The organism is Maricaulis sp. CAU 1757 (assembly GCF_054482675.1).
Window position 1 is genome coordinate 974892 of sequence record NZ_JBTLRI010000001.1, and the last position, 12389, is coordinate 987280.

Sequence of the window (12389 nt, forward strand, 5' to 3'; positions counted from 1 at the left end):
GCTAGAGCGCTAGCTTCGGTGAGACAGAAATTCAAGCAGGGATGCCGGGAATGAGCGACAGGACCAGCCACGTGGATGACGAAGACGCCCTGGCCTTCCACAAGGACCCAGTGCCCGGCAAGCTGGCCCTCGCACCGACCAAACCGATGGCGACGCAGCGGGACCTGTCACTCGCCTACAGCCCCGGCGTCGCCGCCCCGGTGAAGGCGATCGCGGCGGATCCGGACAAGGTCTATGACTATACCTCCAAGGGCAACATGGTCGCCGTGATCTCCAATGGCACGGCGATCCTGGGTCTCGGCAATCTCGGCGCCATGGCCTCGAAGCCGGTGATGGAAGGCAAGGCGGTTCTGTTCAAGCGCTTTGCCGATATCGACGCCATCGACATCGAGGTCGAGGACGAGGACGCAGACGGCTTCATCGAGTGCGTCAAGCGCATCGGCAACACGTTCGGCGGCATCAATCTGGAAGACATCAGCGCCCCGGAAAGCTTCATCGTCGAACAGAAGCTGCGCGAACTGCTCGACGTTCCGGTATTTCACGACGACCAGCACGGCACCGCCATTATCTCCGCCGCCGGCATCATCAATGCATGCCAGCTGACCGACCGGCGGATCGAGGACCTCAAGGTCGTCGTCAACGGCGCCGGCGCCGCCGGTATCGCCGTGCTGGAACTGCTCAAGGCGATGGGTGTGCAGTCGGAAAACGCGCTGCTGTGCGACAGCAAGGGCGTGATCCACACCGAGCGTGACAATCTCAACCAGTGGAAGGCCGCCCACGCGGCCGAGACCGACAAGCGGACACTGGCCGAGGCGGTCGACGGGGCGGACTGCTTCCTCGGCCTGTCGGTGGCCGGGGCCCTGACCCCGGACATGGTCAAGTCGATGGCCGCCGACCCGATCATCTTTGCCATGGCGAATCCGGACCCGGAGATCACGCCGGAAGCGGCGCGCGCCGTGCGCGGCGATGCCATCATCGCTACCGGACGTTCCGATTATCCCAACCAGGTCAACAACGTCCTCGGCTTTCCCTACATCTTCCGCGGCGCCCTCGATGTCAGGGCGCGCACGATCAATGAAGAGATGAAGATCGCCGCCGCGCATGCCCTGGCGGCGCTGGCCAAGGAGGATGTGCCGGACGAGGTGGCGGCCGCCTATCACGGCTCGCGGCCGAGTTTCGGCAAGGACTACATCATTCCCTCGCCCTTCGATCCGCGCCTGATCTCCTATGTGCCGCCCTATGTGGCCCAGGCCGCCATGGATACCGGCGTAGCGCGCCGCCCGATCCCCGACATGGCCGCCTACCGCGCCTCGCTGGCTCGCCGGCTCGATCCGACGGCGGCATTGCTGCAGCGCATCCAGGGCGCGGTCATGGGCTATGGCCGCCGCATCGTGTTTGCCGAGGGCGAGGAACCGTCGGTGATCCGCGCTGCCTGGGCCTTCCAGAACCAGGAGCTGGGGAAGGCCATCCTGGTCGGGCGCGAGGAGATCACGCGGGCCAACATGCGCCTGGTGGGAGTGCCGGAAGACGCCATCGAGATCGTCAATGCCCGCCTGTCGGAGCGCAATGCCGACTATGCCGACTTCCTGTACGGGCGCCTGCAACGGCAAGGCTATCTCAAGCGCGATGTTCAGCGCATGGTCAATAATGACCGCAACGTGTTCTCCGCCTGCATGGTCAAGCTGGGCGATGCGGACGGCCTGGTGACCGGTACGACGCGCTCCTATGCCGCCGCCCTCGCCGATGTCGGCCTGGTGCTAGACCCGGCCGCCGGACAGCGCGTCATCGGCATGTCGCTGGCCCTGGCCAAGAACCGCACCCTGTTCATCGCCGATACCAACATCTCCGAATTCCCGGATGCCGACGCCCTGGCCGATATTGCCGAGGAAGCGGCAGCCGCTGCCAAGGGCTTCGGGTTCACGCCTCGCGTGGCGTTCCTGTCCTACTCGAACTTCGGAAATCCCGAGGGCCAGCGCTCGGACAAGCTGCAGGAAGCCGTGCGCATCCTTGACCAGCGCGGCGTCGACTTCGAATACGAGGGCGAGATGAATGTCGATGTGGCGCTCGACCCGGCCCATCGTGCGCTCTACCCGTTCTCGCGCCTCAAGGGCCCTGCCAATGTGCTGGTCATGCCGGCCATCCACGCCGCCTCGATCTCGACCAAGCTGTTGCGCGTGGCCGGCGGCGCCACGGTCATCGGGCCGATGCTGCTCGGGGTGGAAAAACCGGTCCAGATCGCCCGCCTCGGGGCGTCGGTGAGCGAGATCACCACGCTGGCCGCGCTGGCCGCCTACGACCCGGAGAAGCACGAGGTCGAGACGGCGGTCGCGGAATAAGGCAGATGACCGGCCGGGCCCAAGTCCGGCCGGGTCGCCTTCAACCGACCTGCGTGCGGCGTGTTAGCGGCCGCCGCGGCCACGCCCGCTCGGGTCGGCACAGCTCCCGCTGTCGCTGTCGGTCATGCCGGTATTGCCCCGACCATGCCCGGCATTGTCGGCGCAGCCACCGCTATCGCTATCGGTCAATCCCGTAGCGCCGGTGCCGCGGCCTGCCTGATCGGCATAGCTGCCGCTGTCAGAATCGGTGATCCCGGTCCGACCGCTTCCCGCCGGATCCGAACTATTGCCACTGTCGGCATCAGTGCGTCCCTGGATGATCGCAGCGGCAGCGGCGGTTCCGACAACGCCCGTCACGGCGGCACCGCCCGCCACGCGGGTCAAAAATGAGCGGCGGCTGAGCTTGCCCTTCTTGGCCATGTCTATTCCCCTGTAGATTGTCGCCCCGACTTAAACCGGGACGCTGTACCACCGAAGGGTGGCAAGCGGCCAAGCGGGGGTCAAACAAAAAGTGGCATAGGTAGACAAAATACCTTTCGGTCCGGCGGCCTGAATTCGAAATTAACTTGTTTTTAGCCACGCCATTTCGGCGGCTTGTACAATCTATTTTCAAACGATACGGCGATTGCCAGTCGTGCTCCCCGATGATCGGGCGCACAATCAGTCTGGCTTGGCTGGCACCTGGTGCTCCAAGGTCCCCTTGGCTGCCGGAGTGCCGCGCAGCATGATGAACAGGATCAGGAGGCCCGCAGGTAGAGCATAGCTGGCGGTTACGAGGAAGAAGCTGACATAGCCGATGGCGTCCGCCATGACGCCGGAGAACCCGGCGATGAACTTGTTGATCAGCGCATAGAGCGACGACAGCAGGGCGTACTGGGTGGCCGCGTTGAGAGGGTCGGTGAGCGAAGACAGGTAGGCGATGAATGCCGTGCCGACGAAGCCGGCTGCGATATTGTCGGCACTGATCACGAAGGCGAGGAGCCCGACTGAATCGGAATTGCCTGTGGCCGCAAGCCAGGCGAAGGCGGCATTGGTGGCAAAGGTGATCAGCGCCCCGAGCAGCATGGCCCTCAGGACCCCGAACCGATAGGCGATCAAGCCGCCGAGGAAGCCGCCTGCGATCGTCGCCACCACGCCGGGACCACTCTGAATTCCGCCGACAATCGCCCGGTCGAAGCCGAGATCGGAATATAGCGGGCTGGCCATGACACCCATGGTGAAATCGCTGAGGCGGTAGAAGGCGACAAGCAGGAAGACCGGAACAATCCAGCTCCCGAGACGATCCCAGAACTGCTTGAAGGGCTCGACGATGGCGTCCTTTACGCGCCGCCCGAAAGATTGGCGATCCGGCTCGCGATAGGCGTGCTCAGGCTCTTTCATGAGCAGGACGAGCAAGCCGGCGATGCCCATGGTCAGAGCCATGACGAGGAAGGAGATGGTCCAGTTGGTCCATTCCGAAATAGCCAGGCCGAAACCGGAGAACATGATGGCCCCGCGGTAACCGAGGACATAGGCAGCGGCCATGTTGGCCTGCTCTTCGCGCGGCGCGGACTCGATGCGCCAGGCATCAATCGAGATGTCCAGCGTGGCCCCTGAATAGGACAGGATAAAAGCGCCTAGCGCGGTCAGCAACAAGCCTTCGGCGGGGTTCGCGAAGGCGATGATCGCCAAGCCGGCCATGGTGCCCAGAATGGCAATCATCATCCACGAACGACGCTTGCCCAACGCAGCGGTCAAGATGGGAATGGGAAGCCGGTCAACGACCGGCGCCCACAGGGGTTTGAGCGTGTAGGACAGGGTCACCCAGTAGAAGAAGCCGATGGTGGAGCGCTCGATGCCAGCATCACGCAGCCAGAAGGAAAGCTTCGAGAACACCATCATCAGGGGCAAGCCGGAAGCAAAGCCCAGAACCAGCATCGCCAGCATGAGCGGCCGACCATATACCCGAACGGTCTGTTGCCAGGTACGCGGTGTGGAGGACGCCAGCTCGGCCATTGGAAAAACCTGTCAGGTGGGAGCGGTTAGGCGCCCAGACTGGCTTGCTTTCCCGACCGGCACAAGCGGCCCAGCGCTGCGGCGAGGCGGGCCGGATCCAGCGGCTTGGTGAGGAAGTCGTCCATGCCGGCGTCCAGGCACAGCAAGCGGTCAGCCTCGGTGGTGTTGGCGGTGACGGCGATCAATGGCAGGCCGCGGCCGGCCTTGCGGACGGCGCGGGCCAGGTCCGGGCCGTCGAGGCCCGGCATGCGCTGGTCGAGCATGGCGGCGTCGAAGGTCTCGGCCTTCAGGGCTTCAAGCGCGGCCTCTCCATCGGCCACCAGGCTGACCTCGATGCCCAGGTCTTCCAGGCATTTTCGGGCGATCAGGGCGTTCACGGGGTCGTCTTCGGCGACCAGGATGCGCAGTCCGGACAGGTCCGGAGCGGCGCCGGCCGCCTCCGGGCCTGGTACAGCTTCGGTCGCGACGACGGCTTCCGGTGCCAGGCGCTCGATCAGGCTTGCCGTCCTTACCGGCTTGACCAGCCAGCCCTCGATGCCGTCCGGGAGGTCCTCGATGAAATCGTCTTTCTCGTTTGGCGTGACCAGTCCCCAGACCTGGCGGGCCGGGACACGACGGGCCCGGCCTGACCAAACCGCGTCCAGCAGCAGGGTGCGGCCGGTCGAGGCTTCCAGCTGATCGACGCGGGCGATTTCGACGGCGTCGCCGCCGAGCGCGCGCAGCTGGTCGGCGAGTGCCGCCCGAAGGGTCGGATCCGGCGAGGCCACGGCAAAGCGCTGGTCGGCCAGGGGCGTGGCGTCGAAACACTCGTGTACTGGCAGGTCGAGCACGACCCAGAACTTCGAGCCTTCACCGAGGCGGCTTTCGACGCCCATCGAACTGTCCATCGCCTCGACCAGGCGCCGCACCATGGCAAGACCGAGGCCCGCGCCGGCCTCGCGGCCCTCGCGCTCGGCCGCGCCGCGCTCGAAGTGCTCGAACAGCTTGGCCTGGTCGGCTTCCGATATGCCCGGACCGGTATCGACCACGAACAATGCCGGGCGCGGCTGCCCGTCGCCGTCAGGCGCGTTGGCGATCTCGACACGAATGCCGCCCTGGCTGGTGAACTTCACGGCATTGCCGATGAGATTGAACAGGAGCTGGCGGATACGGGCGGCGTCGCCTTCTATCCGGATCGGCGCTCCCGCCGACTGGACAAGACAGATCTCGAGGCCCTTTTCATGCGCCCGAGGAGCCGCCAGATCGACGGTTTCGCGGACCAGCTCGGCGAGATCGACGGATTCCGGACGCAGGTCCAGCTTGCCGGCCTCGAGACGCGACAGGTCGAGAATATCGTCCACCATGGTCAGCGCATGGTCCGCCGAGGCAGCGATGGACCGGATATAATCGGCCTGGTCTGGCTTCAACTCGGTGGTCTCAAGCAGCCGGGTCATGCCCAGCGTACCGGCCAGAGGCGTGCGCAGCTCGTGTGTGACCGCAGCGAAGAACAGCGATTTGGCACGCTGCGAGGCCTCAAGATCCTCATGTGCCTCGCGGCGCTGGGTGACATCACGGCCAACAGCAATCACCCCGCGCTCGCCCGGCAGGACGCGCTCGTCCCACTCGATCCACAGCGGGCCGCGGCGGGTCCGCATCAGCATTTCGTAGCGCCGGGCATTGTCGCCCGTGGCCGGAGGAGCGACTGAGAACCAGCGCCCGACCCAGTCGGCACGGCTGCCCCCAAACGTGTCCATGAAGGCCTGGTTGACGTGCTGCACGCAGCCGGAATAGCCGCGGATCAGCACCAGCTCCCCGGCCGCGTCGAGCGCGGTCATCAACAAGCCCTCAAGCTCCGCCGCCGCCGCGTCGAACACGGGGGGCTGGGGCTTCGGTGCGCGCGCCGGGCGCTTGGCGGGTTTCTTTTTCTGGGCCATCTCGCGCGCGAGCCTGACAGGGCGAAGTTAAGATCAGGCTACGCGGAAGGCCCGGATTGCCGACAATTCAACCTATTGCGCGCCGATGGCCCGGGCCGATGCGCCAGTGGCATGGGCCAGGCCCTGACGGCAAGCGAGCGCCTCGGCGATGTGGACGCGGCGCACCGCCTCGGCACCTTCGAGGTCGGCAATGGTGCGCGCGACCCGCAGCACCCGGTGATAGGAACGGGCGGTGAGATTGCGCGCGTCGGCGGCAGCGTTGAGCAGGGCCTGACCGGGCCGGTCGGGCTCGGCCACGATGTCGAGCCGGTCGGTGGCCAGGTGCGCGTTCAGGGCCCCGCGCTCCATCTGCACCGCGCGGGCAGCCGCGACCCGGGCCGCGGCTTCGCGACTGCCCTCCTGAGCGGCCGGCAAGGCGAGGTCGGCGGGGGTCACGGCCGGAACGTGGATTTGCAGGTCGATGCGGTCGAGAAGCGGGCCGGACAGGCGCGCCTGGTAGTCGCCGGCACAGCGCGGGCCGCGTCGACACGTGCCGTCGGCCCCGCCACCGCAACGGCACGGATTCATGGCGGCGACGAGTTGGAAGCGGGCGGGGTACACGATGTGGGCATTGGCCCGGGCCACGGTGATGGAGCCGGTTTCCAGGGGCTGGCGCAAACTGTCGAGAACCTGCGGATGAAACTCGGGCAATTCGTCGAGGAAGAGCACGCCGCGGTGGGCCAGTGAGGCTTCGCCGGGCTTGGCCTTCATGCCCCCACCCACCATGGCGGCCATGGAGGCGGAATGGTGCGGCGCGCGAAACGGGCGGGTACGTGTCAGGCGCCCACGCTCCAGCAGGCCGGCCACCGAGTGGATCATCGAGACGTCGAGCAATTCTTCCGGCTCCAGTCCCGGCAGCAGGCCGGGCAGGCGCTCGGCCATCATCGACTTGCCCGAGCCCGGCGGGCCGACCATCAGCAGATTGTGCTGGCCGGCGGCGGCGATTTCCAGCGCCCGCTTGGCGCTCTCCTGGCCCTTGACCTGCTTGAGATCCGGCCCGGTGGCGACGTCGATCAGCTCGCCTGGGGAGGGCCGGCTCAGGACCTGGGTGCCCTTGAAGTGATTGATCAGCTGGATCAGCGTCGCCGGCGCGAGAATGTCGAGCTCCGACCCGGCCCAGGCGGCTTCGGGGCCACAGGCCTCCGGGCAGATCAGCGACAGGCCTGCAGCGCTGGCGGCCACCGCCGCAGGCAGCGCACCGGGCGCCGAACGGATGTGAGCGTCGCCCTCGAGCTCGCCGAAGATGAGGTGCTTCTCGGCCGCGTCCCGGGGCAGAATCTGCAGCTCGGCCAGCACACCAAGGGCGATGGGCAGGTCGAAATGCGAGCCCTCCTTGGGCCGGTCGGCGGGGGCCAGGTTGACGATCAGGCGCTTGGACGGCAGCGACAGCCCCAGCGAAGCGAAGGCCGCCCGCACCCGCTCGCGGCTTTCCGTCACCGCCTTGTCCCCCAGCCCGACGATGGAGAAGATCGGCTGCTGACCGCCTGCAACCTGAACCTGAACGTCGACGAGACGGGCTTCCGCCCCCTCGAACGCCACAGATGTGGTGCGCGCAGCCATGACAGCCCCCGTTTTTCACAGACATGGCACAGGTGCCTGGGCCCGAGAAATCCTGCCGATGAAAGGCCGGCAGCGGGCCGCAGACTCCGCGAAACCCGGGCCGCCATTTCCTAACCTTTGGTTAATGAAAGGTTTTCCACAGCCGGAACAGGATTTCGGTCCATATCGTGAACAAAGACTGAACGATTTACGCACACACGTCAAGCGTGTGGCAGGTCAGGACAGTTTTTCTTCCACGCGGTCCCAGAACACAGCGCAGGTGTCGACGCCGGAGAAGCGCTTCAATTCCTGGACACCGGTCGGAGAAGTGACGTTGATTTCCGTCAGCTTCCCGCCAATCACGTCAATGCCGACCAGCATCAGTCCGCGCTGCCTGAGCACGGGCCCGATGGCGTCGCAGATGCGGATATCATCGGCGTCGAGTTGGGAGGCTTCGGCGACCCCGCCGACATGCATGTTGGACCGGGTCTCACCCTTCTTCGGAACGCGATTGATGGCGCCCACCGGGTCGCCGTCGATGATCAGTATCCGCTTGTCGCCCTTCTCGACTGCCGGCAGGAAGGCCTGGGCAATCACCGGCTCGCGGGACAGACCAAAGAACATTTCCAGCAGGGAGGCAAAATTGCCATCGCCCGGCTTGAGCCGGAACACGCCGGCCCCGCCATTGCCGTACAGCGGCTTGACGATGATATCGCCATGCCTGGCCCTGAACTCAGCCAGTGCCACCGGGTCGCGGCTGATAAGGGTTGGCGGAATCAGTTCGGGAAAATCGAGGGGCAGGATCTTTTCCGGACTGGAGCGTACCCATTCGGGGTCATTGAGCACCAGGGTGCGACCCTTCAGGCCTTCCAGAATGTGGGCCGCGGTGATGTAGGCCATGTCGAAGGGCGGATCCTGGCGCATCAGCACGACATCGACATCCTCGGCCAGGTCCAGAACCCGAACCTCGCCGAGCTCGGCATGCTCGCCCTGGACATGCTTGACCCGCACCGGCCGGGCCCGGGCCGTGATCCGCCCCTCGTCCCAGGCCAATTGGTCAGGGCCATAGACGAACAGCTCGGCACCGCGGGCCTGAGCTTCCTCCATCAGCGCGAATGTCGTGTCCGCGTCCACGGAGACATGCTCGACAGGGTCCATCTGGACAGCAATACGCATCGCCATTATCGGCCTCCTGGTCCGCCGAGCAGTTCCGGCGCCGGATCCGCATCGGCATTGCCCACGGCGGGGCGGGCTTCGCCCTCACAGGCATCGGCACGGCGTTCGCCCCGTGAAGGCAAATCGCTGGGGACGCCGGCGATGCGAACGTAGGACACCACGTCAGTCACCCCGTCGACCAGGGCGGCATGGGCGCTGGCTCGCTCAAGCTCGGCCCGGTTCCGGGCGACACCGAGCAGATAGACGCGCCCCTGGTGGGTCTCGACATTGAAATTGATACTGCGCACGTCGCGATCGGCGATGAGGGCGGCGTTGACGCGGCCTGTAATGGTGCTGTCACGGGCAATCGTACGGGCATCCGGTGCCGGGCCCACCACCAGCTCGTTGGCGACATTGCGCACGGCAACGGACGACCAGGTCAAACATTCGGCCATGCGCTTGTCGCGTTCGCGCGGCACATGGCCGGTCAGCAGGGCGATGCCTTCGGTCACTTCGACGTCGACGCCGTCGAGCGCGAACCCTTCCGACCTCAGCATGGCCGACTTGATCGACAGCGAGGCATTCGTGTCGTCGAACTGGCGCCCGATAGAGCGCTCCGGTTGCAGGGTCGAGCAGGCCGGCACCATGAGCAGGCAGAGGGGCAGGGCGATCAGCCGAAGCGGGCGTGGTGACATGCGGAACTCCCGTCGAATCGAGTGGTGGGCAGATTAGGCGATCTTGTTGGCAACGCCATGCCTAACGCCTGTCAAACCGTGATGTTCAATGCGCCATGCCTCACAGCAGGTCGAGGCCGGCCCGATAATCCGGCACCCAGGCGGCGCGATGGTGACGGGGCCACCTCCAGGGCACCACCAATACCATGTCATAGCGCGGAAACAGATGAGAGAAAGCCGGGTAGCGGGCCATCCACAGCGATGCGGCGCGCACGATGCGGTCTGCCTGGCGAAAACCGACCGACTGGCGGGCGGCCTCCCGGCTCGCCCGAGCCTTCACTTCAATGAAGCACAGGAATTCGCCCCGCCGCGCCACCAGATCGATTTCACCGGCGGCGGTGCGCGCCCGGTGATCGAGAATGCGGTAGCCCTTGAGGACCAGCCAGCCAATTGCCTGCCATTCGGCCCACCGCCCGCGTCGCTCCGCCTGGCGCCGGGCTCGGGTCACGTTTCGACATCCTTGAGCGACAAGGCACGGGCATAGACGTCGCGGCGGCTCCAGCCGGAAGCCAGCGCGACCTCGCGGGCAGCGTCCTTGACGCGCATGTCCTGGAGGGCCTTTTCCAGTGCCGCATCGATGCGGCCGGCATCCCAGCTGTCGTCCTCGGGGGGACCGACCACGATGACGATCTCGCCGCGCGGCGCCCCGGCCCCGGCATAGTGCTCGGCCAGGTCCGCAAGCGTACCGCGGCGCGCTTCCTCATACATCTTGGTAAGCTCGCGGCACACCGCGGCCGGACGCGGGCCGAACACCTTGGCCATGCTGGCCAGGGTCGCGTCCACTCGCGACGCCCCCTCGTAGAAGACGAGGGTACCCGGAACATGCCGGAACTCCGCCAGCCAGGCCTCGCGGGCCGCGGCCCTGGGGGGCGGAAACCCGGCGAAGGCAAAGCTGTCCGTCGGCAGACCGGCCATGGTCAGGGCAGACAGGACGGCAGACGCGCCGGGCACGGGAACGACGCGAATATTGCGGGCAATGGCCTCGCGAACCAGCTTGAACCCGGGGTCGGAGACCAGCGGCGTGCCGGCATCACTGACCAGGGCGATGACCGCGCCGCCATCGAGCGCGTCGAGTATTTCCGGGCGCACGCGGTCGCCATTGTGATCGTGGTAGGCAGACAGGTCGGCGCGAATGGAGTGGGCGTCGAGCAGGCGGCGGGTGACCCGGGTATCCTCCGCCAGGACGCGGTCGGCAGCGCCCAGAACGTCGAGCGCGCGCAAGGTGATGTCGCGCAGATTGCCGATCGGCGTGGAGACCAGGTAGAGACCGGGGTCGAGCGCTTGCCCCCCAGCGCTGCGGCGGCTAGCTTCGCTGAGAATTTTTCTGGGTGTATCGGTCATGCTTTCCGTCATTTTTTCGTGTGTCTCAACCGCAATGCGGGGCAAGGAGGCGGTTTTCGCAACCCGTCTGGCCGCCCTGGCCGGGCTCAGCGTGCTGGCCGCCTGCGGTTCTACGCCGAGACCCGCGCCGCCGCCACCGGTGATCGTCGAACAGCCGGAACCGACGCCCGAGCCGGTTATGCCCGAGCCGGAGCCCCAGGATCCGGTACGCACCGGACTGGTGCCCCCACACATGGCGGATCGGGACATTGCCCGCATCGCCATCCTGCTGCCCTTTTCCAGCTCAAGCACAGGTGCCCGTACGGAAGCGCTGCGCCTGTTGCGGGCCGCCGAGCTGGCCCTGTTCGACCGGGCCGGCGGGGACTTGCTACTGATCCCGAAGGATACCGAAGGCACTGTGGCCGGAGCGCGCTCCGCTGCCCGAGCGGCGGTGGAGGATGGTGCCGACATGATTATCGGGCCGCTGTTCGGGCCGGCCGTGTCCGGCGCCGGACAAGTAGCGCGGCAGGCAGGCATTCCGATGCTGGCCTTCACCACTGACACGTCGACGGCCGGCAATGGGGTCTACCTGCTGAGCTTCCCGCCGGAAATCGAAGTGGAGCGCGTGGTCGAATTCACCACCCGCCAGGGCGTTGAGCGCTTCGGCTTTATCGGCCCGCAATCGCCCTACGGCATGGCCGTGCACGCGGCGCTTCAGGACGTGTCCCTCCAGTATGGCGCCATGATCGATAGCGAGGCTTTCTACACCGGTGACGTGGAAGCCATGTCGAGCGCGTCCGCCCGGCTCGCACAGGGGCGCTTTGCACCGCCGCGCACAGGCGACCAAGCGGTCACCGAGACGCCGCGCCTGGAAGTGCCGCTGCCTTTCCAGGCGGTGATGATGCCGGAGAGCGGCACCAAGCTGCGCGCCCTGGGCCCGCTGCTGATCTCTCGCAATATCACGCCCAACCGCGTGCGCTTCCTCGGCACCGGCCTGTGGCAGGACCCCGAATTGCTGCGCGAGCCGGCGCTGCGCGGAGCCTGGTTCGCGGGACCGAGCCAGGATGCCCGTGACCGCTTCGAGAACGCCTACCGCGCCGCCTATGGCAATGATCCGTCGCGCATCGCCAGTCTCGCCTATGACGCAGTGGCCGTTGCGGCCCATCTCGATGGCGGTGAGGACGGGTTTTCACGCACGGCGATCGAAGACCCGCAGGGCTTCCTCGGTGCCGACGGCCTGTTCCGTTTCCGCAGCGATGGCCGCATCGATCGCGGCCTGGCGATCTATGAGCTGCAGCCCGGCGGATTCCGGGTCATCGACCCGGCTCCGGAGACCTTCGAGCCTGTGGTCAACTGAG

10 protein-coding genes are annotated in these 12389 nt (G+C 66.4%); 2 read left to right on the forward strand and 8 right to left on the reverse strand.

The genetic code is table 11. The annotated features are described in order from the left end of the window. Positions 1-50: 50 nt before the first annotated feature. Positions 51-2336: an NADP-dependent malic enzyme gene (locus ACXYMR_RS04540; RefSeq protein WP_458941564.1), complete on the forward strand. Its 2286-nt coding sequence runs from the start codon at positions 51-53 to the stop codon at positions 2334-2336. A gap of 63 nt (positions 2337-2399) precedes the next feature. Here ACXYMR_RS04540 and ACXYMR_RS04545 read toward each other — a convergent pair whose 3' ends face one another. The 8 genes from ACXYMR_RS04545 to rsmI form a co-directional block, all read right to left on the reverse strand. Further along, the gene (locus ACXYMR_RS04545; protein ID WP_458941565.1) at positions 2400-2756 is read right to left on the reverse strand and encodes a hypothetical protein; all 357 of its coding nucleotides are present in this window, start codon (positions 2754-2756) and stop codon (positions 2400-2402) included. Between the two features lie 240 nt (positions 2757-2996). Continuing rightward, positions 2997-4331, reverse strand: a complete 1335-nt coding sequence (locus ACXYMR_RS04550) for an AmpG family muropeptide MFS transporter (RefSeq protein ID WP_458941566.1) — start codon at positions 4329-4331, stop codon at positions 2997-2999. Between the two features lie 26 nt (positions 4332-4357). Then, positions 4358-6244, reverse strand: coding sequence for a response regulator (locus ACXYMR_RS04555; RefSeq protein ID WP_458941567.1), 1887 nt, complete (start codon positions 6242-6244; stop codon positions 4358-4360). Positions 6245-6316: 72 nt separating this feature from the next. After that, on the reverse strand, positions 6317-7843 hold the full coding sequence (locus tag ACXYMR_RS04560; protein ID WP_458941568.1) for a YifB family Mg chelatase-like AAA ATPase: 1527 nt from the start codon (positions 7841-7843) through the stop codon (positions 6317-6319). A 216-nt stretch (positions 7844-8059) separates the two neighbouring features. After that, on the reverse strand, positions 8060-9004 hold the full coding sequence (gene gshB / locus ACXYMR_RS04565) for a glutathione synthase (RefSeq protein ID WP_458941569.1): 945 nt from the start codon (positions 9002-9004) through the stop codon (positions 8060-8062). Then, a complete protein-coding gene (locus ACXYMR_RS04570; protein ID WP_458941570.1) occupies positions 9004-9672 on the reverse strand; it encodes a BON domain-containing protein in 669 nt (222 codons plus the stop codon). The genes gshB and ACXYMR_RS04570 overlap by 1 nt, the downstream gene beginning before the upstream one ends. A 100-nt stretch (positions 9673-9772) precedes the next feature. Beyond that, positions 9773-10159, reverse strand: coding sequence for a YraN family protein (locus ACXYMR_RS04575; protein WP_458941571.1), 387 nt, complete (start codon positions 10157-10159; stop codon positions 9773-9775). Beyond that, positions 10156-11052 carry a 16S rRNA (cytidine(1402)-2'-O)-methyltransferase gene (gene rsmI / locus ACXYMR_RS04580; RefSeq protein ID WP_458941572.1) on the reverse strand — a complete coding sequence of 299 codons (897 nt, stop codon included), beginning with the start codon at positions 11050-11052 and terminating at the stop codon, positions 10156-10158. Before rsmI ends, ACXYMR_RS04575 begins: the two co-directional genes overlap by 4 nt. Here rsmI and ACXYMR_RS04585 point away from each other — a divergent pair. Further along, entirely contained in the window at positions 11051-12388 is a 1338-nt protein-coding gene (locus ACXYMR_RS04585) for a penicillin-binding protein activator (protein WP_458941573.1), read from the forward strand. The genes rsmI and ACXYMR_RS04585 overlap by 2 nt on opposite strands. Position 12389: the final 1 nt, after the last annotated feature.

What these genes read in the sequence shown, in the direction of transcription:
- gshB (WP_458941569.1), bottom strand. Translation starts at nt 9,004, where the DNA reads ATGGCGATGCGTATTGCTGTCCAGATGGACCCTGTCGAGCATGTCTCC.
- ACXYMR_RS04550 (WP_458941566.1), bottom strand. Translation starts at nt 4,331, where the DNA reads ATGGCCGAGCTGGCGTCCTCCACACCGCGTACCTGGCAACAGACCGTT.
- rsmI (WP_458941572.1), bottom strand. Translation starts at nt 11,052, where the DNA reads ATGACCGATACACCCAGAAAAATTCTCAGCGAAGCTAGCCGCCGCAGC.
- ACXYMR_RS04555 (WP_458941567.1), bottom strand. Translation starts at nt 6,244, where the DNA reads ATGGCCCAGAAAAAGAAACCCGCCAAGCGCCCGGCGCGCGCACCGAAG.
- ACXYMR_RS04545 (WP_458941565.1), bottom strand. Translation starts at nt 2,756, where the DNA reads ATGGCCAAGAAGGGCAAGCTCAGCCGCCGCTCATTTTTGACCCGCGTG.
- ACXYMR_RS04585 (WP_458941573.1), top strand. Translation starts at nt 11,051, where the DNA reads ATGCTTTCCGTCATTTTTTCGTGTGTCTCAACCGCAATGCGGGGCAAG.
- ACXYMR_RS04570 (WP_458941570.1), bottom strand. Translation starts at nt 9,672, where the DNA reads ATGTCACCACGCCCGCTTCGGCTGATCGCCCTGCCCCTCTGCCTGCTC.
- ACXYMR_RS04560 (WP_458941568.1), bottom strand. Translation starts at nt 7,843, where the DNA reads ATGGCTGCGCGCACCACATCTGTGGCGTTCGAGGGGGCGGAAGCCCGT.
- ACXYMR_RS04540 (WP_458941564.1), top strand. Translation starts at nt 51, where the DNA reads ATGAGCGACAGGACCAGCCACGTGGATGACGAAGACGCCCTGGCCTTC.